Annotated in this window: 23 protein-coding genes; 14 read left to right on the top strand and 9 right to left on the bottom strand. The window is 59.7% G+C overall.

The window, feature by feature from the left end:
• Positions 1-44 precede the first annotated feature (44 nt).
• Positions 45-2,654 (bottom strand): bifunctional aconitate hydratase 2/2-methylisocitrate dehydratase, encoded by a 2,610-nt coding sequence (gene acnB, locus ACZ0AZ_RS24805; protein WP_039763151.1) that lies wholly within the window; start codon positions 2,652-2,654, stop codon positions 45-47.
• A 467-nt stretch (positions 2,655-3,121) separates the two neighbouring features.
• Here acnB and ACZ0AZ_RS24800 point away from each other — a divergent pair, with 467 nt between their 5' ends.
• On the top strand, positions 3,122-3,592 hold the full coding sequence (locus ACZ0AZ_RS24800) for a DUF1289 domain-containing protein (RefSeq protein WP_024013275.1): 471 nt from the start codon (positions 3,122-3,124) through the stop codon (positions 3,590-3,592).
• Positions 3,593-3,685: 93 nt separating this feature from the next.
• On the opposite strand, the gene ACZ0AZ_RS24795 is transcribed toward ACZ0AZ_RS24800, so the two are convergent.
• Entirely contained in the window at positions 3,686-4,549 is an 864-nt protein-coding gene (locus ACZ0AZ_RS24795) for a universal stress protein (RefSeq protein WP_130000006.1), read from the bottom strand.
• Positions 4,550-4,708: 159 nt separating this feature from the next.
• Here ACZ0AZ_RS24795 and ACZ0AZ_RS24790 point away from each other — a divergent pair, with 159 nt between their 5' ends.
• From ACZ0AZ_RS24790 to ACZ0AZ_RS24780, 3 genes are all read left to right on the top strand, one after another.
• On the top strand, positions 4,709-5,311 hold the full coding sequence (locus tag ACZ0AZ_RS24790; RefSeq protein ID WP_016775115.1) for a MiaE family protein: 603 nt from the start codon (positions 4,709-4,711) through the stop codon (positions 5,309-5,311).
• Between the two features lie 141 nt (positions 5,312-5,452).
• The gene (locus tag ACZ0AZ_RS24785) at positions 5,453-6,160 is read left to right on the top strand and encodes a winged helix-turn-helix domain-containing protein (RefSeq protein WP_463538374.1); all 708 of its coding nucleotides are present in this window, start codon (positions 5,453-5,455) and stop codon (positions 6,158-6,160) included.
• Positions 6,161-7,447 (top strand): ATP-binding protein, encoded by a 1,287-nt coding sequence (locus ACZ0AZ_RS24780; RefSeq protein WP_463538373.1) that lies wholly within the window; start codon positions 6,161-6,163, stop codon positions 7,445-7,447. It begins immediately after the preceding gene.
• A gap of 98 nt (positions 7,448-7,545) precedes the next feature.
• On the opposite strand, the gene ACZ0AZ_RS24775 is transcribed toward ACZ0AZ_RS24780, so the two are convergent.
• Positions 7,546-8,034 carry a GFA family protein gene (locus ACZ0AZ_RS24775; protein WP_463538372.1) on the bottom strand — a complete coding sequence of 163 codons (489 nt, stop codon included), beginning with the start codon at positions 8,032-8,034 and terminating at the stop codon, positions 7,546-7,548.
• A 140-nt stretch (positions 8,035-8,174) separates the two neighbouring features.
• On the opposite strand from ACZ0AZ_RS24775, the gene glsB reads away from it, so the two are divergent.
• Together glsB and ACZ0AZ_RS24765 are read left to right on the top strand one after the other, a co-directional pair.
• A complete protein-coding gene (gene glsB / locus ACZ0AZ_RS24770) occupies positions 8,175-9,083 on the top strand; it encodes a glutaminase B (protein ID WP_024013269.1) in 909 nt (302 codons plus the stop codon).
• A gap of 182 nt (positions 9,084-9,265) precedes the next feature.
• Positions 9,266-10,768, top strand: a complete 1,503-nt coding sequence (locus ACZ0AZ_RS24765; RefSeq protein ID WP_463538371.1) for an aldehyde dehydrogenase family protein — start codon at positions 9,266-9,268, stop codon at positions 10,766-10,768.
• A gap of 119 nt (positions 10,769-10,887) precedes the next feature.
• On the opposite strand, the gene ACZ0AZ_RS24760 is transcribed toward ACZ0AZ_RS24765, so the two are convergent.
• Positions 10,888-11,547, bottom strand: coding sequence for a carbonic anhydrase (locus ACZ0AZ_RS24760; protein WP_206421991.1), 660 nt, complete (start codon positions 11,545-11,547; stop codon positions 10,888-10,890).
• Positions 11,548-11,605: 58 nt separating this feature from the next.
• Entirely contained in the window at positions 11,606-12,073 is a 468-nt protein-coding gene (gene cynS / locus ACZ0AZ_RS24755; protein WP_463538370.1) for a cyanase, read from the bottom strand.
• Between the two features lie 122 nt (positions 12,074-12,195).
• On the opposite strand from cynS, the gene cynR reads away from it, so the two are divergent.
• Positions 12,196-13,077: a transcriptional regulator CynR gene (gene cynR / locus ACZ0AZ_RS24750; protein ID WP_463538369.1), complete on the top strand. Its 882-nt coding sequence runs from the start codon at positions 12,196-12,198 to the stop codon at positions 13,075-13,077.
• A 173-nt stretch (positions 13,078-13,250) separates the two neighbouring features.
• On the opposite strand, the gene ACZ0AZ_RS24745 is transcribed toward cynR, so the two are convergent.
• The gene (locus ACZ0AZ_RS24745; protein WP_129999998.1) at positions 13,251-13,580 is read right to left on the bottom strand and encodes a hypothetical protein; all 330 of its coding nucleotides are present in this window, start codon (positions 13,578-13,580) and stop codon (positions 13,251-13,253) included.
• Between the two features lie 542 nt (positions 13,581-14,122).
• Entirely contained in the window at positions 14,123-16,066 is a 1,944-nt protein-coding gene (locus ACZ0AZ_RS24740; protein ID WP_463570635.1) for a DNA topoisomerase III, read from the bottom strand.
• A 191-nt stretch (positions 16,067-16,257) separates the two neighbouring features.
• On the opposite strand from ACZ0AZ_RS24740, the gene ACZ0AZ_RS24735 reads away from it, so the two are divergent.
• Positions 16,258-16,620, top strand: a complete 363-nt coding sequence (locus tag ACZ0AZ_RS24735) for a DUF427 domain-containing protein (RefSeq protein WP_463538368.1) — start codon at positions 16,258-16,260, stop codon at positions 16,618-16,620.
• A gap of 54 nt (positions 16,621-16,674) precedes the next feature.
• Here the strand turns inward: ACZ0AZ_RS24735 and ACZ0AZ_RS24730 are convergent, their stop codons facing one another.
• Entirely contained in the window at positions 16,675-18,297 is a 1,623-nt protein-coding gene (locus tag ACZ0AZ_RS24730) for an MFS transporter (protein WP_024013261.1), read from the bottom strand.
• Positions 18,298-18,430: 133 nt separating this feature from the next.
• Positions 18,431-20,092 (bottom strand): GMC family oxidoreductase, encoded by a 1,662-nt coding sequence (locus ACZ0AZ_RS24725; RefSeq protein WP_463538367.1) that lies wholly within the window; start codon positions 20,090-20,092, stop codon positions 18,431-18,433.
• 133 nt (positions 20,093-20,225) lie between these two features.
• Here ACZ0AZ_RS24725 and ACZ0AZ_RS24720 point away from each other — a divergent pair, with 133 nt between their 5' ends.
• The 6 genes from ACZ0AZ_RS24720 (at position 20,226) to ACZ0AZ_RS24695 (ending at position 25,209) form a co-directional block, all read left to right on the top strand.
• A complete protein-coding gene (locus ACZ0AZ_RS24720; RefSeq protein WP_039763138.1) occupies positions 20,226-21,110 on the top strand; it encodes a LysR family transcriptional regulator in 885 nt (294 codons plus the stop codon).
• Positions 21,111-21,308: 198 nt separating this feature from the next.
• The gene (locus ACZ0AZ_RS24715) at positions 21,309-21,656 is read left to right on the top strand and encodes a metalloregulator ArsR/SmtB family transcription factor (RefSeq protein WP_463538366.1); all 348 of its coding nucleotides are present in this window, start codon (positions 21,309-21,311) and stop codon (positions 21,654-21,656) included.
• A 27-nt stretch (positions 21,657-21,683) separates the two neighbouring features.
• Positions 21,684-22,154 carry an arsenate reductase ArsC gene (locus ACZ0AZ_RS24710; RefSeq protein WP_463538365.1) on the top strand — a complete coding sequence of 157 codons (471 nt, stop codon included), beginning with the start codon at positions 21,684-21,686 and terminating at the stop codon, positions 22,152-22,154.
• 9 nt (positions 22,155-22,163) lie between these two features.
• Positions 22,164-22,862: an arsenical resistance protein ArsH gene (gene arsH / locus ACZ0AZ_RS24705; RefSeq protein ID WP_463538364.1), complete on the top strand. Its 699-nt coding sequence runs from the start codon at positions 22,164-22,166 to the stop codon at positions 22,860-22,862.
• A 149-nt stretch (positions 22,863-23,011) separates the two neighbouring features.
• A complete protein-coding gene (locus ACZ0AZ_RS24700; RefSeq protein WP_463570637.1) occupies positions 23,012-24,553 on the top strand; it encodes a phospholipase effector Tle1 domain-containing protein in 1,542 nt (513 codons plus the stop codon).
• Positions 24,553-25,209, top strand: a complete 657-nt coding sequence (locus ACZ0AZ_RS24695) for a DUF2931 family protein (protein WP_463538363.1) — start codon at positions 24,553-24,555, stop codon at positions 25,207-25,209. The genes ACZ0AZ_RS24700 and ACZ0AZ_RS24695 overlap by 1 nt, the downstream gene beginning before the upstream one ends.
• Positions 25,210-25,238 lie beyond the last annotated feature (29 nt).

Below are 25,238 nucleotides of genomic sequence, written 5' to 3'. Positions count from 1 at the left end.
GCCGCTCATCTCACGATGGGCGGCGTTTTTTATTGCCTGCAGCGTTAGGCTTGAACGACCGGGATCTTGGCGTTCGCAGCCGCTTCACGGAACTCGGCGATCTGGTCGAAGGACAGGTAGCGGTAGACATCGGCCGCCATGCTGTCGATCTTGCCAGCGTATTCCATGTACTCCTCGACGGTCGGCAGGCGACCCAGGATCGAAGCAACGGACGCCAGCTCGGCCGAGGCCAGGTAGACGTTCGCGCCGTCGCCCAGACGGTTCGGGAAGTTACGGGTCGACGTCGAGACCACGGTGCTGTTCGGCTCAACGCGTGCCTGGTTACCCATGCACAGTGAGCAGCCTGGCATTTCCATGCGTGCGCCAGCCTTGCCGTAGATGCCGTAGTAGCCTTCTTCGGTCAGTTGGTGAGCATCCATCTTGGTCGGCGGCGACAGCCACAGACGGGTTGGCAGCTGACCCTTGACCTGATCCAGCAGTTTACCGGCAGCGCGGAAGTGACCGATGTTGGTCATGCACGAACCGATGAACACTTCGTCGATCTTCTCGCCAGCAACGCTGGACAGCAGACGGGCGTCGTCCGGATCGTTTGGCGCACAGAGCACAGGCTCGTTGATCTCGGCCAGATCGATTTCGATGACTTCGGCGTATTCGGCGTCGGCATCGGCTTCCATCAGTTCCGGGTTGGCGATCCAGGCTTCCATCGCTTGAGCGCGGCGTTCCAGAGTGCGGGCATCGCCGTAGCCTTCGCCGATCATCCAGCGCAGCAGGGTGATGTTGGACTGCAGGTACTCGGTGATCGACTCTTTCGACAGCTTGATGGTGCAACCGGCAGCCGAACGTTCGGCCGAGGCGTCGGACAGTTCGAACGCCTGCTCCAGGGTCAGACCTTCCAGGCCTTCGATTTCCAGGATGCGGCCGGAGAAGGCGTTTTTCTTGCCTTTCTTCTCAACGGTCAGCAGACCGTTCTGGATGGCGAAGTACGGAATGGCATGAACCAGGTCACGCAGGGTGATGCCAGGTTTCATCTTGCCTTTGAAGCGCACCAGGATCGATTCCGGCATGTCCAGCGGCATTACGCCGGTAGCAGCGGCGAACGCGACCAGACCCGAACCGGCCGGGAACGAGATGCCCATCGGGAAACGGGTGTGCGAGTCACCACCGGTACCAACGGTGTCCGGCAGCAGCATGCGGTTCAGCCACGAGTGGATGATGCCGTCACCCGGACGCAGGGAAACGCCGCCGCGGGTCATGATGAAGTCAGGCAGGGTGTGGTGGGTGGTCACGTCGATAGGCTTTGGATAAGCCGCGGTGTGGCAGAACGACTGCATCACCAGATCAGCGGAGAAGCCCAGGCACGCCAGGTCTTTCAGTTCGTCACGGGTCATCGGACCTGTGGTGTCCTGAGAACCCACGGTGGTCATCTTCGGTTCGCAGTAGGTGCCAGGACGCACGCCTTGGCCTTCTGCCAGACCGCAAGCCTTGCCGACCATTTTCTGCGCCAGGGTGAAGCCCTTGGTGCTTTCAGCCGGAGCTTCCGGCTTCTTGAACAGGTCGAACGGCGGCAGACCCAGTTCGGCGCGAGCCTTCTCGGTCAGGCCACGGCCGATGATCAGCGGGATACGACCGCCGGCACGGACTTCGTCCAGCAGCACCGGGGTTTTCATTTCGAAAGTGGTGATGACTTCGTCGGTACCGTGCTTGCAGACTTTGCCAGCGTGCGGGTACAGGTCGATCACATCGCCCATGTTCATGTTCGATACGTCGAACTCGATCGGCAGGGCGCCGGCATCTTCCATGGTGTTGTAGAAGATCGGAGCGATCTTGCTGCCGAAGCAGAAACCGCCAGCGCGCTTGTTCGGCACGTACGGGATGTCGTCGCCGAAGAACCACAGCACCGAGTTGGTAGCCGATTTACGCGAGGAACCGGTACCGACCACGTCACCGACGTAGGCGATCGGGAAACCCTGGCCGCGCATTTCTTCGATCTGCTTCATCGGACCGGTCTTTCCTTGCTCGTCCGGAACGATGCCGTCACGGGCCATTTTCAGCATGGCCAGGGCGTGCAGCGGGATGTCAGGACGCGACCAGGCGTCTGGCGCAGGGGAGAGGTCGTCGGTGTTGGTTTCGCCGGTGACCTTGAATACACGCAGGCTGATCTTGTCGGCCAGGACCGGGCGCTTCTTGAACCACTCGCCGTCAGCCCAGGATTGCAGCACGGCCTTGGCGTGAACGTTGCCGTTCTTGGCTTTTTCAGCGACGTCGTGGAAGGCGTCGAACATCAGCAGGGTGTGCTTGAGTTCTTCGGCGGCGACTGGCGCCAGCTCGGCGTCGTCCAGCAGTTCAACGAGGGTGACGATGTTGTAGCCGCCCTGCATGGTGCCGAGCAGTTCTACAGCGCGTTTTTTGTCCAGCAGAGGGGAGGTGGCTTCGCCCTTGGCCAGGGCAGACAGGAAACCGGCCTTGACGTAGGCGGCTTCGTCCACTCCAGGTGGTACGCGATTGGTGATCAGGTCAACGAGGAAAGCTTCTTCGCCAGCCGGAGGGTTCTTCAGCAGCTCGATCAGGCCTGCTGTTTGTTCGGCGTTAAGCGGCTGGGGAACGATACCCAGGGCTGCACGCTCTTCGATATGTTTGCGGTAGGCTTCAAGCACAGTTATTACCCTCATCAGTGGTCCCAAATGGGTGTCCGGGACGCTCATCCCGAAATTGCCGTACTCATGCGCCTCACGACGTTGTGGGTCGTTCGGCCAGAATTACCGGCAATTCCTTACAGAAGCTGCTTTCAAAGTTTTACGCCTGCAGAACGGGGAGCTGATGAGGGTTGGCGAAGGGCTTTTCCCCGCTGGAAAAACCCTTCGCCAACACCGCTCTGAAGGAACGACTGTGCTCGTGACGCTTTGAAAACAGCTTCTAACGGACATTGGCGCCTTAAAAGGCTGGCTGATTCTACGGCAAAAAAAATTTAAAGGTAAGTCGCGCTCTATTGGACTTTCGTGGCAATCGGCGCGGCCGGAGCAAACCTGCGGCGCTGGCGAGACCTTGCTGTTTGAGGGGTGATCAATGCCCGACAAAGGGCTAACATGCCGGCCTGTTCCGCGTTTCAGTGTTTTGCCCATTTATGCCCAATCAGACCATCAAGACCCCCTGCGTCGGCCTCTGCTCCACCGTTTACGGTGACTTGGTGTGCCGTGGCTGCAAGCGTTTTCACCACGAAGTGATCCATTGGAATGGGTACAACGAGGAGGAAAAGCGTGCGGTGTGGCTGCGTCTGGAGCAATTGCTGTCACAAGTGATGGCGAGCAAAGTCGAGATCTTCGATCCGGCGCGCCTGCGCGAGCAACTGGAACAGCGCAAGATCCGCTTCGTACCGCATCAGTCGGAATATTGCTGGGCCTATCAGCTGATTGCCCGGGGCGCGCGGGTGATCATTAATCTTGAGGCGTACGGGATGGTATTGCTGCCGGAGTTCCGCGACTGGAACCTGCCGGAACTGCGCGATGCCATTGATCGGGAATTCTTCCTGCTGTCGGAAGCGCATTATCAACGCTACATCGCCCCGGGCTTCCTGAAAGACGCCTTCGGCGCCTAGAAGCTTCGCGAGCAGGCTCGCTCCCACAGGGAAATGCATTCCAGATGTGGGAGCGAGCCTGCTCGCGAAAGCGCCAGTCAGGCATGGCAATCCTCAGTGTTTTGCCGTCAACTCCACCAGATGATCCTCAACCTCCTGCGGCTTGAGCACCAACACATCGCTTTCCAGCGTATCCAGCACCGCTTCAGCGGTATTGCCGATCAACGCGCCTGACAACCCGGTGCGCGCCACCGTGCCAATCACCGTCACCGCCGCCTGCAGCTTGTGCGCCATGAACGGGATCAATACATCTGCCGGGCCTTCTTCGATGTGCAGATGTTCATCATCGACATCGAATTCGGCCTGAAACGCCCGACATTGCTCGCGATAACGCGCCGCGATGGTTTCGCTCAGTTGCAGCGTCGGGTCCGCCGCCGACAGCATCGGCGACGGATGCGCGGCAATCACATGCAAATGCGCCTTGGCCAGGCTGGCGATGTCATAGCCATGATCGATGATGGTGCTGTGCAAATGCCGGTGCTCACCGTCGGCATTGCCAACGTCGACTGCAGCCAGGATCACTTTGTCCTTCCATGAGCCAGCGGTCTTCACCAGCAGCACTGGAGTAGGGCATTGGCGCAGCAGTTTCCAGTCTGCCGGGGTCAGCAAGGCTTTTTTCAATGAGCTGTCGGGAAAGTGCTGTTTGATCACCAGCCCGCAACCCTCGGCCTGCTGCACATCAATGATGGTTTCGTGCAGGCTCTCGTTCCACGCCTGTTCGGTGGTCACGCTGTAGCCTTCGGCGAGCAATGCCGCCTTGAGCACACTGAGCAGGCCGGCGTGGTCATGCTTCTTGTCACACACCAGCAGATGCAGATGGGCCTGGGTGACACCGGCGATCAACTTGGCGCGCTTGAGCGCCAGGCTTTCTGCATGTTCAGGTTCGATGACCACCAGAATGCTGCGAATGGCTTGCATGAGCGGAGTCTCCAGCAAAGAAAAGGCACGGCGTTGCACAACTATAGTTGCTACCCGAACGTCTGCGACTTGATGCATATCAACAGCCGCCGCTGGTGGTCTGCGGGCAGGCCGGTATAATCGGCGCCCTTCGCTCGAACACCTTTTACCGTGAGCCCCATGATCCTTCCCGAAATCCACGAATTCCTTGGCTGCCGCACGCCCGACGCCTGGGTCCAGGCGGCACTGGCCGATCAGGAAACCTTGCTGATCGATCACAAGAACTGCGAGTTCAAGGCCGCCAGCACGGCGCTGAGCCTGATTGCCAAGTACCACGCCCATGTCGACCTGATCAACATGATGTCGCGCCTGGCCCGGGAAGAACTGGTGCACCACGAGCAGGTCATGCGCATCATGAAACGGCGCAAGATCGAGCTGCGTCAGCTGCACGCCGGCCGCTACGCCTCGGGCCTGCGCAAGGTGGTGCGCAGCCACGAACCGGTGAAACTGGTGGATACGCTGGTGGTTGGTGCTTTCATCGAAGCGCGCAGTTGCGAACGCTTTGAAGCATTGGTGCCGCATCTGGACGAAGAACTGGGCAAGTTCTATTTCGGTTTGCTGAAAAGCGAGGCGCGGCACTTTCAGGGTTATCTGAAACTGGCCTATCAGTATGGTGATGCCAAGGATGTCGCGCAGGTGATCGAGCGCGTCCGTGCGGCCGAGCAGGAACTGATCGAATCGCCGGACGAGGAATTCCGCTTCCACAGCGGTGTGCCCGCCTGAATTTGTTAAAAACTCTTAAGAGTATGAAACATCACCGAAAACCGGCCCGAGTGGCCGGTTTTTGCTGTCTGCCGTCATCGCCTGTTCGATGAATGCCAGCATAATATCGGCCCTTCCACGTTTGGCTTGGCAACGGTTGTTATGGATAACCTGGGTTTCGGCAAAGTTCTGCTGGTCGAAGACGATGAGCGTCTCGCCGCACTGATCGCACACTTTCTTGAACAACACGGCTACGAGGTGCGCACGGTGCTTCGCGGTGATCTTGCCGTGGCCGCGTTTCTTGAATTCAAGCCGAAAGTAGTGGTGCTCGACCTGATGTTGCCGGGGCAGAGCGGTTTGCAGGTCTGTCGGGAAATTCGCAGTGTCTCGGACACGCCGATCGTGATCCTCACCGCCAAGGAAGACGATCTCGATCACATCCTCGGTCTGGAGTCCGGCGCTGACGATTACGTGATCAAACCGATCAAACCGCCGGTGTTGCTCGCGCGGCTGCGGGCGTTGCAACGGCGGCAGACGCCGGACACCAGCGTGGTCAGTTTCCTTGAGTTCGGGCAATTGAGCATCGATCGCAGTTGCCGGGAAGTGCGCCTGACCGGTGAGCTGATCGAGCTGACCACCATGGAGTTCGAATTGCTCTGGTTGCTCGCCAGCGCGGCGGGCAAAATCCTTTCTCGCGATGACATTCTCAATCGCATGCGCGGCATTGCCTTCGACGGCCTCAACCGTAGCGTCGACGTCTACATCAGCAAATTGCGCAACAAACTCAAGGACAATCCCCGCGAGCCGGTGTGCATCAAGACCGTGTGGGGCAAGGGCTATCTGTTCAATCCGTTCGCGTGGGAGTTGTAGATGCTGCGTTTGTTTCTCGGGCTGTTTCTGGTGATGACAGTGGGTCTGGTGCTGGCCTTGCAGGCGGTCGAGCACACCTTCAACGCGTTGCTCGACAGTCAGATGCAGGATTACAACCGTGAAGCCGTGCGCGGCCAAGCGTGGTCACTGGTCGATCATTTGCAAGGCCGCCAGGGTGCCGAGCGTGAGCAGAAACTCGATTCATTGCGCGCGCATTACGGTTTGTCGCTCAGTCTGGTGGAGGCCGATCAACTGGCCCTGACGCCGCAGGAAAAGGCCGAACTGGCGCAGAACCTGTTGGTGATCCGCGACGATTACACACAGTTCATCAGCAATATCGATGGCGGCTCACAGCTGCTCAGCATCAAGTTGCCGCCGGAGCCAAGCCTGATGCCGTTCTACATCACCGCGGCGTACATGATGTTGGCGGTGTTGATCGGCATCGTTCTGTTTTTCTGGGTGCGCCCGCACTGGCGCGATCTGGAAAAACTGCGCCTGGCGGCCGAGCGTTTCGGCGACAACGATCTGTCTGTGCGTATCCAGTTGTCGCGGCGCTCGAACATCCGCGATCTGGCCGAGCACTTCAATCTGATGGCGGCGCGCATCGAGGGCTTGATCGCCAATCAGCGCGAGCTGACCAACGCGGTGTCCCACGAATTGCGCACACCGATCGCGCGGCTGTCGTTCGAACTCGATCAGCTTAAACAGCAGCCCGGCGCCGGCCAGAATCGCGAGTTGATCGCCGACATGTACGCCGACCTCGGTGAGCTGGAGGAAATGGTCTCGGAGCTGCTGACCTACGCCAGCCTCGAGCACGGCGCGACAGTGATCAAACGGGAGAATGTTCAGGCGGTCGACTGGCTCGACAGCGTCGTCGGCAGCGTGGCGCTGGAAGCTGAAGCGGCGGGGGTGCAATTATTGATCGCCGGTTGCCAGGTTGACACGGTGAGCATCGAGCCACGCTTCATGGCGCGGGCGGTGATCAACCTTTTGCGCAACGCCATTCGTTATGCCGAGCAGCGCGTCGAGGTGTCTCTGCTGCGCAATGGTGATGACTATGAAGTGCGGGTTTGCGATGACGGCCCGGGCGTGCCGCTGGAGGGACGGGAGAAAATCTTCGAGCCGTTTTCGCGCCTGGACGCCAGCCGTGATCGGCGCACCGGTGGTTTCGGGTTGGGCCTGGCGCTGGTGCGGCGGGTGTCGCAGTCCCATGGCGGGCAGGTTGACGTTGGCGATTCGGTGTGGGGTGGGGCGCTGTTCAGGATGACCTGGGTACATCTGGACTGATTGATATTGCCTGACCCGGCCCCTTCGCGAGCAGGCTCGCTCCCACAGGTGATCGCATCCAAATGTGGGAGCGAGCCTGCTCGCGAAGGGCGCGGTGTTCAGCGAGTTACACCGAGTCGCTCATGCCATTGGGCGATGGATTCTTCAGGGTACTCATCGAACTGCTGATCCTTCGGCTTCGTCTCGACCTCAACCCACGGCGCTTTTGACCCGAGCATCAGGTGCGTGTGTTCCGACGGCACCGGCAGCGGCGTGTCGATCGCCGAGGCGAATGGATGAATCAGCTCTGGCCACTCCGGGCTGAACAGCCACAAACCGCTGCCGCACAACGAGCAGAAGTGACGCTCGGCGCTGCTGCGATGGGCGCGCTTCTCGCCGTCGGCTTTCATTTTTGCGTGATAGATGCTGATGTTTTTGCGTCCGCGAACCTTGAGAGTGGTCGCGTCGCCGCCAAGATTGATCGCATAACCGCCGCCGCCCTGGGTCTTGCGGCAGATCGAACAATAGCAGCGTTGATAGGGATAAGGATGGGCGCTGTCGAGGCTGAACGTGACTTCGCCGCAATGGCAGGAGCCTTCGAGGTGCATGGTGCTCTCCCGTGTCTGAATGGTCCGCTTCAGCCTAGAACATTTTGCTTGGCGCTTGCCGGTGTGATGCGACCGGCGGGCGCAGCGTCTAGCCCCAGTGTCCCCGCGATCCCCATGGGGCGAGACTTTCGGAACCCGGCATGCAAGCGCTGTTGAATGAGATCCTTGACGCGGTCCGGCCCCTGATCGGGCAGGGCAAGGTCGCTGACTATATTCCCGCCCTCGGCACGGTGCCGGCCAACCAGTTGGGCATTGCCGTGTACAGTAACGATGGTGAAATGTATTGCGCCGGCGACGCTGAAACGCCGTTCTCGGTGCAAAGTATTTCCAAGGTATTCAGCCTGGTGCAGGCCATCGATCACTCCGGCGAAGCGATCTGGGAGCGACTCGGCCATGAGCCGTCCGGCCAGCCGTTCAATTCGCTGGTGCAACTGGAATTCGAGCGCGGCCGCCCGCGTAACCCGTTCATCAACGCCGGGGCGCTGGTGATCTGCGACATCAACCAGTCGCGCTTCGCCGCGCCGACACTGTCGATGCGCGACTTCGTTCGGCGCCTGTCCGGCAACCCGCAGATCATGATTGACGGCAAGGTCGCCGACTCCGAATACCAGCACCGCGCGCGCAATGCGGCGATGGCGTATCTGATGCAGTCGTTCGGCAACTTTCACAACGATGTCGAAGCCGTGTTGCGCAGCTATTTCAGCCACTGCGCGCTGCGGATGAATTGCATCGATCTGGCCCGGGCGTTCTGTTTTCTGGCCAATGACGGGTTCTGCAAGCACAGCGGCGAGCAGATTCTGACGCGCCGCCAGACCCAGCAGGTCAACTCGATCATGGCTACCAGCGGTTTGTATGACGAGGCGGGCAACTTCGCTTATCGCGTCGGCCTGCCGGGCAAGAGCGGGGTCGGCGGCGGCATCGTTGCGGTAGTGCCGGGGCAGTTCAGTGTGTGCGTGTGGTCGCCGGAGTTGAATGCGGCCGGCAACTCGCTGGCGGGGATGGCGGCGCTGGAGTTGCTCAGCTCGCGGATTGGCTGGTCGGTGTTCTGAAGACACACCACGATTTCCAGTGTGGGAGCGAGCCTGCTCGCGAAGAGGCCGGTACATTCAGCATCGATGTCGTCTCACTGGCCGCTTTCGCGAGCAGGCTCGCTCCCTCCGGGTGCAGTGTTGCTTTGCAGGATCGTGTTCTATACATTTTCCGGCCGCCCTCTGCATGGTGAATCCGCTTCATGTCTCTTGCGCTCGAACGTCTAGTCGCTGGCACGCCGATCCCTTTCGCCGGTAACCGCGTCACCGTGGTCAGCCCCGAACTGGCCGCGCGGTTTCAGCCCGGTGACCATCTGCTGGTCGAGCAGGTCAGTGGCGAGTTGTTGCTGATCCCCGTGGCCGATCAACAGGCCGCCTCGGTGGCAATCGAGCGTGCGGCTGCGGCATTCACAGCGTTGTCAGCGGTGTCCGATGAAGCCATCAGCCGGTTCTTCGATCTGTTTGCTCAGCGCCTGGAAAGTCCTGAATGCTGGACGCAGATCGAAGCCGCCAACCGCGCCGACATCGAACGGGCCAAGGCGCGCGGCCGCTCGACCACACGCTTGCTCGCTGATGAACGCATGCGCCGCGACATGATCGCCGGGCTGCGCGCCTGGCGCGATGCGCCACCGACCCGGGGCAAAGTGATCAGCAGTGTCGAGCACGATGGCTGGAAGGTTGAGCAAGTGGTCTCGCCGCTGGGCATCGTCGCGTTTGTCTTCGAAGGCCGACCCAACGTATTTGCCGACGCCGCCGGGGTGTTGCGCACCGGTAATACGGCTGTGCTGCGCATCGGCAGCGATGCGTTGGGCACTGCGCAAGCCATCGTCACTCACGCCTTGAACCCGGCGCTGGCCGAAGCCGGTTTGCCGGTGGGGGCGGTGTCGTTGGTCGAAAGCGTCAATCACGCCGCCGGTTGGGCGATGTTCGCCGACCGGCGTTTGTCATTGGCCGTGGCGCGCGGTTCGGGCCGTGCGGTCAGTCAGTTGGGCAGCATCGCCCAGCAGGCCGGCACGGCCGTCAGCCTGCATGGCACCGGCGGCGCGTGGCTGATCGCCGACCGTGACGCCGACGCCACTCGCTTCGCGGCAGTGGTGCGCAACTCGCTGGACCGCAAGGTCTGCAACACCCTGAACGTCTGCCTGATTCAGCGCGAACGCGCCGATGAGCTGGTGCGGCTGTTCCTCGATGCCTTGAAAGACGCCGGTACTGCACGCGGCCAAGGCTGCAAATTGCACATCGTCGCGGGCAGTGAAAGTTGCCTGCCAAGCGAATGGCAGAACGCAACGGTCGAGGTTTATCGCGCCGAGGGTTACCAGACCGAAGCGCTGGCCGAGTCTTTGCCCGAGTCGGAGCTGGGCCGCGAGTGGGAATGGGAAGAAACCCCGGAAGTCAGCCTGATGATTGTCGACGATCTGGATCAGGCGATTGCGCTCTTCAACTGTTACAGTCCGCAATTCACCGTGTCGTTGATCAGCGAGGCGGCGGCGGTTCAGGAACGCTTCTACAACGCGGTGAATGCGCCGTTCGTGGGCAACGGCATCACCCGTTGGGTCGATGGCCAGTACGCGTTGAACAAGCCGGAACTGGGCCTTTCGAATTGGGAGAGCGGGCGCCTGTTTGCGCGCAGTGCCATTCTTTCCGGCGATGGGGTGTTTACCGTGCGTAGCCGGATGACTCAGGTTGATCTCACGGTGAAACGCTGATCTGTTGATCGTTCCCACGCTCCGCGTGGGAATGCAGCCCGTGACGCTCCGCGTCACTGGACGCAGAGCGTCCCTTGAGGCATTCCCACGCAGAGCGTGGGAACGATCACGGTGGGGAGTCAGGCAGCGTGGCTGGCTTGCGCGCTGATCGCGCAAGTCTCAGGTTGCTCGACCAGCGGCACAAACGTGCGGCGGTCGGCCGACAGCGCGTCGATCGAGCCGGTCTCGATGTCATACACCCAGCCATGCAGATTCAGCCGCCCTTGCTCCTGCGCCAGGCGCACACTCGGATGAGTTTGAATATTTGCCAGTTGCGCAATCACGTTCTCGCGCACCATCGAGCTCAATTTCGCCGCGTCGCTGCCATGCACGCGCGCTTCGTTCATCACCTTCGCCGACTCGGCATGCTGCAGCCAGCCGCTGACGGCGGGCAGGTGATCCATGCATTTGCACTGGGCAATCGCCGTCATTGCGCCGCAATCGGAGTGGCCGCAAATCACGATATCGGTCACCCCCAGTACCGCCACCGCATACTCCACTGTCGCCGATACCCCGCCCGGATGCGGGCTGTAGGAAGGCACGATATTGCCGGCGTTACGGATCACGAACAGTTCGCCGGGCTCTTGCTGGGTCAGCAGCTCAGGCACCACGCGACTGTCGGAACAGGTGATGAACAGCGTGCCGGGTTGCTGAGTCGTGGCCAGATGTTTGAACAGTTCGCTGCGTTGCGGGAAGGCTTCGTTCTGGAATTTCAGGAAGCCGTCGATCAGGGCTTTCATGGGCGTGTCCTCGTGGCAGAAATGAGATGGCCCGCACGCAGGGTGCGGGCCGGGCGTATCAGAACGGACGCAGCGGCAGGAACTTGCCGTCGAGGGTCACCACGGCGCGGGAGCCGCCTTCCGGGTCTTCGACTTTTTTGATGTCCAGTTTGAAGTTGATCGCGCTGATGATGCCGTCACCGAACTGTTCATGAACCAGTGCTTTCAGCGTGGTGCCGTAGATCTGGATCATTTCGTAAAAACGGTAGATGGTCGGATCGGTCGGCACGCCGCTGAGGCTGCCACGCAAAGGAATGATCTGCAGAGCGGCGACGTCATCGGCGTTGAGGTCAAGCTTGTCGCCGACCACTCGAGCAGCGTTTTCCGGCAGCGGATGCTGGCCGAGCAGGGCGGCGGTGACGTAGGCCAGGCTGAGGCCGGTGCCGTCAGCAAGATCCTGCCACGACAGATCTTTTTTCGCCTTGGCGTCGAGAACGCGGGTGGTCAGGGCCAGGCTGTTGTCGTTGTAAACGTGGGACTGTTGCATGGTGTCACTCCTTTCAGGGGTTGGCTTGCTGTGTGTGGAAGCAATGTTGCGCCGGTCGATTCATAGCGTCCAAGACCGATATACAATGCTTCGCATAAGCCCTGCCTATAGATGGTGCCCTCATGCTGTTGCGACATTTGCGTTATTTGCTCGCCGTTGCCGATCACGGTGGCTTCACCCGCGCCGCCGAAGCGCTGCACGTGTCGCAGCCGACCCTGTCGCAACAGATCCGGCAACTGGAGGAGACCCTCGGCGTGAGCCTGTTCGATCGCACCTCACGCACGGTGAAGCTTACGGATGCCGGCGTGGCTTACATCGAGTGCGCGCGGCGCGTGCTGGTGGAGCTGGAGGCCGGGCAGCGCGCCTTGCACGACGTGAAGGACTTGTCCCGCGGCACCCTGCGCCTGGCGATGACGCCGACGTTCATGGCGTATCTGGTCGGGCCACTGGTGCGCGACTATGGGGCACTGTTTCCCGGGATTCATCTGGAAGTGTTCGAACTGTCGATGGACGACATCGAGGCAGGGCTGGCGGATGACTCGCTGGATGTCGCGATCGCGTTTACGCCGGTGCGCAATGCCGATATCGAATGCATACCGGCGTTTACCGAGACGCTGGGGATCATGGTCGGGCCTGGGCATCCGCTCTATGACAGCCCTTCGGTGTTGACGCCGACGGAATTGGCTTCAATGGATTTCGCCTTGCTGGCGCCGGGCTTCATTACGCGGTTATTGGTGGATAAGTATTTCCGTGAGCACGGGATTACGCCGCAGGTGCGGATTGAAGTGAATTCGGTGAGTACGTTGCTGGAAGTGGTGCGGCATGCGCCGCTGGCGACTATGTTGCCCGAGGCGATTGCCAGTGAAGACCGCGCGTTGCGCCGCTTGCGGGTCGAAGGGGAGGCGCCACAGCGTGGCGCGGCGTTGTTGCGGCGCAGGAACAATTATCACAGCGCGGCGGCGTTGGCGTTTGTTGATCTTGTTCTGCAAACGCATATGACATGAACAAGACCTGTGGGAGCGAGCCTGCTCGCGAATGTGGCATGTCAGACACTGATGCTTGCGCCTGAAGACTGCATTCGCGAGCAGGCTCGCTCCCACAAAGTTGCGGGGTGAGTTCTGGATGTAAAAAGGGCCTGCTTCTTATCGAAGCAGGCCCTTTTTTACTAAAGCGTTATTCAATACAACCGATCAATCACCCGAACTTCATTCTGATTCTGCAGCGAATCCCACGCCTGTTTCAGCGTCTGCAGCACACTGCCAATGAAGTCCTTGTCGGCCGCAGCCTTCTTGCCGACATAACCGTGGCCGCGGCGGTACATCTTCAGGCGGGCCAGCAGGTTCTGGTGGTTGCGGTCGAATTCCTCTTCGCCAGCGTGGGGCGACAGGCAGTCGATGTGTACCTGGCCCGACTTGCTGATCCAGAGAATATGGCTGTCGTGGCTGTCTTTCTGCGCCGCGAACATACGCGCCAGTTCTTCGATGGTGGGTTGATTGTTCAGATTCATTGTTATGCTCCTTGACCAGTCTGGTGATCTTTCAAAGTTGATTCGCTAATACAGGTAGCCCATCGGTTAGTTGATCCCTGGCACCGAAACCAGGACGTCAGCGCTCGCCCGTGTGAAGTACGGGGTCATGCATCTGTTGCATGTAGTCGTGTTGAATAACTGCTACGCAATAGCGTCACAACGAGGAGAAGCAGCGAAAACCGGGAGGCTCCTTGACGACAATCCAGTGTCGGCCACAAGCGTCTTGAGAATTTTCGCCAGCGCTTCTCGTCCTTGTACTGGACGTTCAGGCCAGGTCAGCTTCTTCAATCTGCCTTGTGGGCAGCGTGTATCCGGAAAAAACAACTCGGCGGTCAGACGAGTTTGCTCAAGCGTGTTACCAGTGCTCCCGATCGGGGAACGTCTTCATCATGCAAAAGCAAAACGATGCCGTCAACGGTTTTGTAGTGATTATTTTCAAGCACTACATATTGTCGGACAAAGCTGTTTTGGAATGAGAAAAGATCCGCTTCGACAACGTATACAAGGGAACCGCGAAGGATTCAGCGAGTCGCCGGACGCACCGTGCGCTTGCGCGTACCGGTGGTTTTGCTGGCCGTCGACTTGCGCTTTTTCTTCCACGGCGCTGCGGTTTTGCCGGCAGGCGGCGGGCCGCTGATGGTCAGGCTGAGGGCGGAACAGCGGCTGACTTGCTTGCTCATCCACGCGGCCTGTTTGGTGACGAATTCTTCCAGACTCATCTCGCCGCTCTGCACCATGTCCAGGGCCTGTTCCCAGATCGCCGTGGTGCCGGGATCGGCGATCGCGCGCGGCACCGCATCGATCAGGCTGAATGCCGCAGGTGTCGCCGCCAGTGCCTTGCCGTTCTTGACCAGATAACCGCGATCAAGCAAGCCCTGGATGATCGACGCGCGGGTGGCTTCGGTGCCGATGCCGGTGGTGTCTTTGAGTTTCTGTTTGAGCAACGGATCCTCGACCAGTTTGGCAACGTTCTTCATTGCCTTGATCAGATCGCCTTCGGTGTAGGGTTTGGGCGGTTGCGTCCAAAGATCCTTGAGATTCACCTTCGCCACAGCGCATTCGACGCCTTGGCTGAGGGTCGGCAAGGTTTGCGGCGCGGGGGCTTCGCGGCCTTTGGCCGGGGCTAACGCTTCGGGCAATGCGCGCTTCCAGCCCGCTTCGATGATCTGCTTGCCGACCGCGCGCAACGCCTGCCCGTTGCAATCGAAATCGGCCTGGGTGCGATCATATTCGTGATTTGGCAGGAACTGCGCCAGGTAGCGCGCGCGAATCAGCGTGTACACCGCGTGATGCTTGCCGGTCAGGCGTTCGAGGTTTTTCGCGGCAATGGTGGGAATGATGCCGTGGTGAGCGCTGACCTTGGCGTCATTCCAGGCCCGAGAGCGCCGCTGCGGTTCGAGAAAACCCTGCAAGGCTTCAAGGCTTGGATCAGCCTGCCGCAACGCGGTGAGGATCGATGGCGCCTCACTGTGTTGGCTCAACGGCAGAAAGCCGCAATCACTGCGCGGATAGGTGATGACTTTGTAGGTTTCGTAAAGGGCCTGGGCGATGTCGAGGGTTTCCTGGGCGCCGAGGCCAAGCTTTTTCGAGCAGACTTCCTGCAAGGTGCCGAGATCGAAGGGCAGGGGCGCGACTTCGCGCATGCGCTCGGTTTTCAGCTTGATCACTCGAGCGCTGTCAGCGTTCTTGATCGCCGCTGCCGCTTGCTGCGCCAACGCCTGATTCAGGCAGCGATCCTGATCATCACAAACGTCTGATGGTGCGCGCCACTGTGCGATAAATGCCGTGCCGTTGTACAGCAGATCCACGTCGATAGCCCAGAAGGGCACGGGGACGAAATCGGCGATGCTGCGGTCGCGGTCGACCACCAGTCGCAGGGTCGGCGTCTGCACCCGGCCCACGGGCAACACGCCCTGATAACCCGACTGCCGGCCCAGCAAGGTGAACAACCGACTCATGTTCATCCCGATCAGCCAATCGGCCCGCGAACGACCCAACGCCGAGTGATACAGGCTGAATGTTTCGGCTCCTGGCTTCAGCGCAGCCAGTGCTTTGCAAATCGATGCCTCGTCCAGCGCCGACAGCCACAAGCGGCGGATCGGCCCGCGATAGCGGCAGTGCTCGACCAGTTCCCGGGCGATCATCTCGCCCTCACGGTCGGCGTCGGTGGCGATGATCAGTTCGCTGGCCTCGCCGAGCAGGCGCTTGACCGCTTTGTACTGACTGGCAGTGCGCGGCTTGACGGTCATTTTCCACTTGTCCGGAATGATCGGAAGATCGGCCAGCACCCAGCGTTTGTAGCGCGCGTCGTAGGCGTCCGGCGGCGCGGTTTCGAGCAAGTGGCCGATGCACCAAGTCACTGTGACGTCCGTCCCCAGCCAGCAGCCATCGCCGCGACGCCTGGCGCCGAGCACGGCCGCAATGTCTTTGGCCTGGGAAGGTTTTTCACAGAGGTACAGCCGCATAGCTACCATCGCTGGTTGGTGTGTGGAGAGGCCACAGGATGGCGGGAGTTCGCGATAGGAGCAACTTTTATCTGTATGGATATACAGATAAAACGTTGCAGGAGGTTTAGCCGTTCGGCCGTAATCCACTCGATCTGCGAATCCATCAGCTATACCTGAACCGGTCTCTTCGCCGTCTTCAGGAGAACTCCATGAAAAGCCCCAGCCCCGTGATCAGCGTTGAACAACTCAGCGGCTGCCTGCTGGTGAAATTCCACGGCATCCAGGTCGCCGCGTCTTCCCACGCGCTGATCCTCAATGAGGCCAACTACCCGCCGGTCTACTACATCCCGCGCGAAGACATCGACGAAAAATACTTCGCTCGCACCGACCACACCAGCTATTGCCCGTACAAGGGCGACGCCAACTATTTCAGCCTGCAAGTGCCCGGACATGAGGGTGCCAACGCGGTGTGGACGTACGAAAACCCGAAGGTCTCCGTCGCACCGATCCGCGACTACCTGGCCTTTTATCCGGACCAGGTTAAATTCGAAGTGATCAAGGCGGACGCCTGAGCCAAAAAAAAGGGCGAGAGAATCGCTTCCCTCGCCATTGTGTCAGCGGGTTTTTCAGTTTTTATCGAGATCGATATTCTTCGTCTCACGCAGACAGATCATCCCCACCACCAGGCTCACCCCGGTAATCAGCACCGGATACCACAGCCCGTAGAAAATGTCCCCGGTGTACACCACCAGCGCGAACGACACCGTCGGCAGGAACCCGCCAAACCAGCCGTTGCCGATGTGATAGGGCAGCGACATCGAGGTGTAGCGAATGCGCGTCGGGAACAGTTCGACCATCAGCGCTGCCAGCGGGCCGTAGCACATGGCCGAAATGATGATCAGTGCGACGATCAGAGCAACGATCATCGGTTTGTTGATCTGCTGCATATCAGCCTGTTGCGGATAACCGGCGAGAGTGATCGCGCCGCGCAATGCCGCCTCATCAAACCCGTCGAGTTTTACATCGCCGACACTCACTTGCACGGCGCTGCCCGCAGGCGCGGCGACGCTGGAATAAGGCAGGCCTTGCTTGACCAGGAAGGTCTTGACCTTGTCGCACGGGCTGTCGAATTTGGCCTTGCCCACCGGATCGAACTGGAAGGTGCAAGTGGCCGGGTCGGCGAGCACGGTGATCGGCGCCTGACGGCTGGCCTGATCGATCGCCGGGTTGGCGTAGTGCGCCAAGGATTTGAAGATTGGAAAGTACAGCGCGGTCGCCAGCAGCAGGCCGAGCATCAGCACCGGTTTGCGCCCGACCTTGTCCGACAGCCAGCCGAAAAAGATGAAGAACGGCGCGCCGATCACCACACTGATGATCAGCAGACTGTTGGCCACCGCCGGGTCCATTTTCAGGAACTGGGTGAGGAAGAACAGTACGTAGAACTGCGCGGCGTAGAAGGTCACCGCCTGCCCGGCGTTGATGCTGAACAGGGCGATCAGCACGACTTTAAGGTTCTCCCATTTGCCGAAGGATTCGCGAATCGGCGCCTTAGAGGTTTTGCCTTCTTCCTTCATTTTCAGATAGGCCGGCGACTCGTGCAGGCTCAGGCGAATCCAGGTGGAAATGCCCAGCAGCACAATCGACAGCAGGAACGGAATGCGCCAGCCCCAGACTTCAAACTGGTCGCCGGTGAAGTAGCGGCAACCGAGCACCACCAGCAGCGACAGCAACAGGCCGAGGGTCGCGGTGGATTGAATCCAGCTGGTGTGGAAACCGCGTTTGCCGATCGGCGCGTGTTCGGCCACGTAAGTCGCCGCACCACCGTATTCGCCACCGAGCGCCAAGCCCTGAAGCATGCGCAGCACCACCAGAATGATCGGCGCGGCGATGCCGATGCTGGCGTAGGTCGGCAGCAGGCCAACGCAGAACGTCGCCACGCCCATCAGAATGATCGTTGCAAGAAAGGTGTATTTGCGTCCGATCATGTCGCCCAAACGGCCGAACACCAGTGCGCCGAACGGCCGCACGATAAAGCCGGCGGCGAACGCCATCAGCGCGAAGATGAACGCCGTGGTGTCGTTGACCCCGGCGAAGAACTGCTTGCTGATCACCGCCGCGAGGGCGCCGTAGAGGAAGAAGTCATACCACTCGAACACCGTCCCGAGTGACGAGGCGAAGATGACTTTTTGCGTGGCGTTGCTGGTCTCGGCGCTGCCCGCAGCGTCCAGCGGCTGAACGTGTTCTGACATATCGGTATCCCTCACAGTGATTGTTTTTGTTGTTCCACTGGTGTTGCGTGTCCGGGTGAAGCGCGATGCCTGAGTCTGGTGATGATTCCTGTGGGAGCGACCCTGCTCGCGAAAGCTTTTTGTCAGTCAACTCCTAGGCTGAGTGAGCTACCGCATTCGCGAGCAGGCTCGCTCCCACAGGGGAAATATCTGCCGATCTGGACAAAATCAGTTGTGCCGCCTTCTCGGCAATCATCAGCGTAGGCGAACACGTATTGCCTGAGGTAATTCTTGGCATGACCGACGCATCGGCAACGCGCAACCCCGGCACGCCGTGCACGCGCAGCTGCGCATCGACCACCGCGTCTCCGTCGTTGCCCATGCGGCAAGTGCCGACCGGATGGAAAATCGTTGTGCCGATCTTTGCCGCCGCTTCATGCAATTGTTCTTCGCTTTGCAAGCTGTCGCCTGGCAGGTATTCGACCGGTTTGAACGCTTGCAGGGCAGGGGCGCTGACAATGCGCCGGGTCAGGCGAATCGCATCGGCGGCGACGCGCAGATCTTCTGGATGGCTGAGGTAATTGGGTTGAATCAGCGGTGCCGCTTGCGGATCGGCGGAGCGTATTTCAATGCGTCCACGGCTCTGCGGGCGCAGGTCGCACACCGAGGCGGTGAACGCCGGGAAGCTGTGCAGTGGCTCGCCAAAGCGCTCCAGCGACAGCGGCTGCACGTGGTATTGCAGGTTCGCCGAAGTTTGCTCCGGGCCGGATCGGGCGAACGCGCCCAACTGACTCGGCGCCATCGACAGCGGCCCGCTGCGGTCGTACAGATAACGCAGGCCCATGCCCATCTTGCCCCATACGCTACCGGCGATCTGGTTCAGGGTGCGGGCGTTTTCCAGCTTGTAGATAAGGCGCAGTTGCAGGTGATCCTGCAGGTTGCTGCCGACGCCCGGCAACTCATGAATCACGCCGATGCCCAAGCGTTCGAGCAGCGGGCGCGGACCGATTCCCGAGCGCTGCAGAATGCTCGGTGAACCGACCGAGCCGGCGCACAAAACAATCTCCTTGCGCGCCTTGAACTGTCTGGTCTCGCCTTCATGCTGCGCGCGGACTTTCGTCGCGCGGCCGTCCTCCAGCAACACACGATCAACCTCTACGCCGGTCAGCACAGTCAGGTTCGCCCGGCCTCGCAGCGGTTTCAAAAATGCCTTGGCCGCGTTCCAGCGCACCCCGGCTTTCTGGTTGACCTGAAAGTAGCCGCAGCCCTCGTTGTCGCCCTGGTTGAAGTCATTGATGCTGGCAATGCCGCTTTGCTCGGCAGCGCTGCGAAAGGCGTCCAGAATCGGCCACGACAAGCGCTGTTGCTCGACTCGCCATTCGCCCTGATCACCATGAAACTCTGCGCCGCCGGCAAAGTGGTTTTCGCTCTGTTTGAACAGCGGCAGCACATCCTTCCAGGCCCAGCCCGGATTGCCTGCGGCCGCCCAGCCGTCATAGTCGCCGGCCTGGCCGCGCATGTAGATCATGCCGTTGATCGACGAACAGCCGCCCAGCACCTTGCCGCGCGGATAGCTTAGCGCGCGGCCGTTGAGGCCGGGTTGTTGTTCGGTTTTGAAGCACCAGTCGGTGCGCGGATTACCGATGCAGAACAGGTAACCCACAGGAATATGAATCCAGGCGTAGTTGTCGCGTCCGCCGGCTTCGAGCAGCAACACCCGTTGCTGGGGATCCGCTGAGAGCCGGTTGGCCAGCAAGCAACCGGCAGGGCCGGCGCCGACCACGATGTAGTCGAATTCATCCAGGGACGTCTGCATGCCCTGACCTCGCTTTTTGTTTTTATTGTCGGACACTCTAGTTGTTAGCTTTCGTTAAAAGAATGTTAGTTTTTGCGCAGCCGCTGTGCGTTTTCAAACAACCCGAAGTGACGATAGCTGACAAGGACCTGCCATGTTCGACTGGAACGACCTGCGCTTTTTTCTCGAGCTGCAACGCAGTGGCCGCCTGCTCACCGCCGCGCGCCGGCTCAATACCACCCACGCGACCGTGGCGCGGCATATCGAATCGATCGAGAAAAGCCTCGGCACCGCACTGTTCGTCCAGCACGCCCAAGGCTATGAAATGACTCCGGCGGGGGAGGCGCTGCTCAAGCACGCCGAAGCGATGGAAAACGTCGCGCTCCTGGCGCAGGAAGAAATCACGCAGTCCACCGCGCCGCTGGGCAAGATCCGTGTGGGGGTCACCGAAGGGCTGGGCATCAAGTTTCTCGCCAGTCGCATGATCGGCTTGTTTGAGCGTTACCCAGGCCTCGAGGTGGAACTGGTCGCCGTGCCGCGCTTCGTCAGCATTCTCAACCGCGAAGCGGAAATCAGCATCCACCTCGAGCGTCCATCCGCCGACATGCTGGTCACGCGCAAGCTGACTGACTATCGGCTTGCGTTGTACGCCAGCCAGAGTTACCTCGACAAATCGCCGCCGCTGCATAGCCGCGAAGACCTCGGCCGACACGCGTGGATCGGTTACGTGGATGATCTGCTGTTCAGCCAGGAACTGATGTTCCTCAACAGCTTCTGCCGCAGCCCGCGCGTGGTGTTTCACAGCACCAGCGTCATTGCCCAACAGGAAGCGGCGCGCTCGGGGTTGGGCATCGCCGTGCTGCCGTGTTACATGGCCGCGTCCGACCCGGATCTGGTGGCGCTGTTGCCGGATGAAAGCATCGAGCGCAGTTACTGGATCAGCACGCGGCGAGAGCTGCACAAATCGGTGCGGCTGCGGGTGGTCTGGGATTATGTGGTGGGGTTGTGTGAGGCGGAGCAGGGGCTTTTACGCGGTTAAACCTGCCGCATCCAAATCCCCCTGTGGGAGCGAGCAGGCTCGCGAAAGCGGTGTATCTGATACTCAAATCTCGCCTGACCCACCGCCTTCGCGAGCAGGCTCGCTCCCACAGGGTTATTCACCGTGGCTGCTTTCGCGGGTTGATAAATATATGGATATCCGTATATTCGATTTCCCGCATATGGCGAGCCAATCACCATGATCACCCCCACCGAAGTCTTCAAAAGCCTCGCCGACGAAACCCGCGTCCGCGCCATCCTGCTCATCGCCGAGCAAGGTGAACTCTGTGTCTGCGAGCTGATGTGCGCGCTGGACGACAGCCAGCCGAAAATCAGCCGCCACCTCGCGCAACTGCGTAGCAATGGTTTGCTGCTCGACCGCCGTCAGGGCCAGTGGGTGTATTACCGCCTGAACCCGGAGCTGCCGGCATGGATCAGCGAAATACTCCAGGTGACGGTCAAGGCCAATGCCGATTGGCTCAAGGACAACGCCGCGCGCCTGCAAAACATGGATGGCCGTCCCGTGCGCGAACGCGCCTGCTGCTGAATCTTCCACTTTTTACGGAGCGCAACGATGCGAGTCCTGTTCATGTGCACGGCCAACAGCTGCCGCAGCATTCTTTCCGAAGGCATGTTCAATCACCTGGCCCCCGCTGGTTTCCAAGCGGTGAGTGCCGGCAGTTTTCCCAAAGGCCAGGTTCTGCCGCGTAGCCTGTCGACTTTGCAAAAGCACGGTATCGCCATCGACGGGTTGCACAGCAAAGGCAACGACGCCTTCGCAAACAACCCGCCGGATATCGTCATCACTGTCTGCGACAAAGCCGCCGGCGAAACCTGTCCGGTGTATTTCGGTGTGGCACTGAAAACGCATTGGGGACTGGAGGATCCGTCCGAAGTGCAGGGCGACGAAGCGTCAATCGACGCGGCATTCCACGCCACTTTGATGCGCATCGGCCAGCGCTGCCAGGCCTTCCTCGATCTGCCGTTTCACTCGCTCAGTCGCGAGCAACTGAAAGCCGAACTCGACCGCATCGGCACGCTGTAAGGAGGCTTCATGTCAGACCAGCTGCCCAACCTCGACGCAAGTCTGTTCGACGCGGCCAAGCCATCGAATGTCGGCGAACACAAACCGCGCATCCTTCTGCTCTACGGCTCGACCCGCGAGCGCTCGTTCAGCCGTTTGCTGGTCGAGGAGGCCGCACGCCTGCTTGAGCACTTCGGCGCCGAAACGCGGATCTTCAACCCATCCGGTCTGCCCTTACCCGACGACGTCCCGGTTGACCATCCCAAGGTCCAGGAACTGCGCGATCTGGTGTTGTGGTCGGAAGGCCAGGTCTGGTGCTCGCCAGAACGCCACGGTGCGATGTCCGCCGTGTTCAAAGCGCAGATCGACTGGATCCCGCTGGAACTCGGCGCTGTACGCCCGACCCAAGGCAAAACCCTGGCGGTGATGCAGGTCTGCGGCGGCTCGCAGTCGTTCAACGTGGTCAACCAGCTACGCGTCCTCGGCCGCTGGATGCGCATGTTCACCATCCCCAACCAATCCTCGGTGCCGAAGGCCTATATGGAGTTCGACGAAGAAGGGCGGATGAAACCTTCGCCGTTTTACGATCGTGTGGTGGATGTGATGGAAGAACTGGTCAAGTTCACCGTGCTGCTGCGGGGGCAGAAGGCGCACCTGGTGGACCGCTATTCCGAGCGCAAGGAAAGCGCTGAACAGTTGATGGCGCGGGTGAATCAGCGGTCGATCTGACCCGCCATCCCCAGCCAGGCTCATTCCCCTTTGGGAGTGAGCCTGCGCGCACTAACGCACCCATGGCTGGCACACCGCCACGGCTTGCACCGTCCCCTTCCGGCTGTCACCCTTCCGGCCGTTCTTCAAGGATCAGAAGGAATCAAGGATTGAGTGGCTACGTTCCAAACCCGCCGAAAAACTATCGTTACGAAGAAGCCAAACCCGTCGACATCCACGCCCAGCATTGGGCCGAGTATGAGAAACACGGTAAAGAGCCCGCGCGCGAACCTGAGAAAATCGGGATTGCATTGAGGATTGGGGTGTTCTTTGATGGCACGGGCAACAACGCAAACAACTCTGCCGCGGGGCTGTTGTGTGGTGCTCAGCATCCGATTGCGCCTGAGGATATTCCTGCCAGTTGCCAGCCCTATATGCGCAATCCAGACAGTAGCTATGCCAATGAAACAACCAACGTTTACAAACTGAGCGAACTGTACTTCGCACCTCAGAAAGCCGAAGGAGACTGCTCGCACAAGCGGGCGTTTCGCAGGGTGTACATAGAGGGGATTGGCACTCAATCGGGAGAAGAGGACAGTACATTCGGAGCAGGCACGGGCCGCGGAGACACGGGTATAGCGGGTCGTGTCCAACAATCATTTAGCGAGATCAAATCGCGTATTGAAGATGTAATCAACGAAAATCCAAACAGTGAAATTACCTCGCTGACTTTCGATACGTTCGGTTTTAGTCGAGGCGCAGCTGCCGCGAGGCATTTTGCCAATGCAGTCGTCCGTGGAAAACAAGGGCCACTCGGAGATGTATTGCGCAACAATGCGAGCGACTTTAGTCGCACCTTTATCGATCAGTACCAAGGCAGCATCAACATGGGATTCATCGGGCTGTTCGACACCGTGCCGTCGGTCGCTGGCTGGTCGAATTTTGGCAACGTTAAAAGTCCTGTGGCCACGGGTATCAAGCTCTACCTCGACCGGCGGTTTTTTACTGACGTCGTTCAGCTGTCGGCGCGGGACGAATATCGCGCTAATTTCGCATTGAGTCGTGTTAAAGCCGACCACTTGGAAGTCGTTCTTCCTGGGGTGCATTCCGATATCGGCGGCGGTTACCGCGATGACATTCAAGAGTGTGTACTCGTCAGTCCAATGCAAACGCTTGAAGTCTCGAAGTTTACCGATGTATCTACTACGTCGATCTACCGCGATGCCATGGTTATTAAAAATGAGTGGATCTCAAGGGGGTGGCCCGAAGATCTGCTGGAAATTGTTACGCCGGACGCGCTTCTCCTGCCCGTGGATCAACAGGATCGGCTCAGTCCCCGTAGAAAGCGCGTCTATGCAGCTCTGCAACTCAAACGTCCCGTAAGCGGGTTGTTGTCGAGGGTATATCTTCGGGTGATGCATAGCTTGGCAAAAGAGAAGGGGGTTCGCTTCGATGATATTCCAGCCACGGCTGCTTTGGCGGTCCCGTCAGAGCTTCAGGCGTTGTGCGATCGATTTGTCGCAGGTGACTACATCACAACTCAGCAAGAGGAAAACCTGCTGAGGTTGAAATACATTCACATGTCCGCAAATTGGAATCACCCTCTTGGAAGAAGAGACGGCAGTGGAGTCCGCGCCGTCTATATCAATGCGCCCACCGCAGACGCGATTCGCGTGCAGCATCCCCACGTGCCTGATTGGACTCTTTGGTAATGAAATTATTTGTCGCCCTGCTACTTGGCGTGTGCATAACGGGTTGCCAGTCTTCTGATCTGCTCTCATCCAAGAGCAATCCAAAATCGAAATGGTGGGAGCTGGCTTTCACTGAGCCGGATTACATGAAGGTATGGGTGGAGGACAGTTCGGTGCAGGACATAACCGGCAGAGTTTTCTTTAGAACCGGTGGAGGGACTGCTGCTGGCGGAGAGCCTGAAGACGGTACGGACTCTGCCCGCGGCTGGACAGGGGTGGGGGGCAGCGGTAAAAGAGTGGTGGGGGCCGATCTACCCATTCGTATCTATGTTCGCTGGCAATCAATCGTTGAACAGAAAACGTGGCAAGCGTGGGTGGATATTCCAGAGAATGCCAGGCAGATAATGGTGACTTCCACCAATCAACGGTGCCCCGAGAGACCTGACAGGACAGCACGCTTCATGGCCTCTGTTTACTTGGGACTTGCTCCGGGCGGTGTTGTTCAGGTGTGGGTGAGAGACTCATGTCATCGACCGATAAAGGTTGCTCGAGCGCAAGGCGAGATTGAGCCGCTAGGGCCGGAGCTTGGGAAAAACGGTGGTCGCTACGCCTATCCCGTCAGCGAAAAGTCCAAGCGCTATATCGAGAAATTCGGCATTCCATACGGAAGTTGGTAAGCGCTGAAGCCGTGAGTCGTCCACTGTAC

It is taken from the genome of Pseudomonas sp. AC239 (assembly GCF_979258545.1).
This window is presented reverse-complemented; position numbering and strand designations above follow the sequence as displayed.

Coding starts and splice junctions, on each gene's coding strand:
- ACZ0AZ_RS24800 (WP_024013275.1), top strand. CDS start 3,122: ATGCCCAATCAGACCATCAAGACCCCCTGCGTCGGCCTCTGCTCCACC.
- ACZ0AZ_RS24795 (WP_130000006.1), bottom strand. CDS start 4,549: ATGCAAGCCATTCGCAGCATTCTGGTGGTCATCGAACCTGAACATGCA.
- ACZ0AZ_RS24790 (WP_016775115.1), top strand. CDS start 4,709: ATGATCCTTCCCGAAATCCACGAATTCCTTGGCTGCCGCACGCCCGAC.
- ACZ0AZ_RS24785 (WP_463538374.1), top strand. CDS start 5,453: ATGGATAACCTGGGTTTCGGCAAAGTTCTGCTGGTCGAAGACGATGAG.
- ACZ0AZ_RS24780 (WP_463538373.1), top strand. CDS start 6,161: ATGCTGCGTTTGTTTCTCGGGCTGTTTCTGGTGATGACAGTGGGTCTG.
- ACZ0AZ_RS24775 (WP_463538372.1), bottom strand. CDS start 8,034: ATGCACCTCGAAGGCTCCTGCCATTGCGGCGAAGTCACGTTCAGCCTC.
- glsB (WP_024013269.1), top strand. CDS start 8,175: ATGCAAGCGCTGTTGAATGAGATCCTTGACGCGGTCCGGCCCCTGATC.
- ACZ0AZ_RS24765 (WP_463538371.1), top strand. CDS start 9,266: ATGTCTCTTGCGCTCGAACGTCTAGTCGCTGGCACGCCGATCCCTTTC.
- ACZ0AZ_RS24760 (WP_206421991.1), bottom strand. CDS start 11,547: ATGAAAGCCCTGATCGACGGCTTCCTGAAATTCCAGAACGAAGCCTTC.
- cynS (WP_463538370.1), bottom strand. CDS start 12,073: ATGCAACAGTCCCACGTTTACAACGACAACAGCCTGGCCCTGACCACC.
- cynR (WP_463538369.1), top strand. CDS start 12,196: ATGCTGTTGCGACATTTGCGTTATTTGCTCGCCGTTGCCGATCACGGT.
- ACZ0AZ_RS24745 (WP_129999998.1), bottom strand. CDS start 13,580: ATGAATCTGAACAATCAACCCACCATCGAAGAACTGGCGCGTATGTTC.
- ACZ0AZ_RS24740 (WP_463570635.1), bottom strand. CDS start 16,066: ATGCGGCTGTACCTCTGTGAAAAACCTTCCCAGGCCAAAGACATTGCG.
- ACZ0AZ_RS24735 (WP_463538368.1), top strand. CDS start 16,258: ATGAAAAGCCCCAGCCCCGTGATCAGCGTTGAACAACTCAGCGGCTGC.
- ACZ0AZ_RS24730 (WP_024013261.1), bottom strand. CDS start 18,297: ATGTCAGAACACGTTCAGCCGCTGGACGCTGCGGGCAGCGCCGAGACC.
- ACZ0AZ_RS24725 (WP_463538367.1), bottom strand. CDS start 20,092: ATGCAGACGTCCCTGGATGAATTCGACTACATCGTGGTCGGCGCCGGC.
- ACZ0AZ_RS24720 (WP_039763138.1), top strand. CDS start 20,226: ATGTTCGACTGGAACGACCTGCGCTTTTTTCTCGAGCTGCAACGCAGT.
- ACZ0AZ_RS24715 (WP_463538366.1), top strand. CDS start 21,309: ATGATCACCCCCACCGAAGTCTTCAAAAGCCTCGCCGACGAAACCCGC.
- ACZ0AZ_RS24710 (WP_463538365.1), top strand. CDS start 21,684: ATGCGAGTCCTGTTCATGTGCACGGCCAACAGCTGCCGCAGCATTCTT.
- arsH (WP_463538364.1), top strand. CDS start 22,164: ATGTCAGACCAGCTGCCCAACCTCGACGCAAGTCTGTTCGACGCGGCC.
- ACZ0AZ_RS24695 (WP_463538363.1), top strand. CDS start 24,553: ATGAAATTATTTGTCGCCCTGCTACTTGGCGTGTGCATAACGGGTTGC.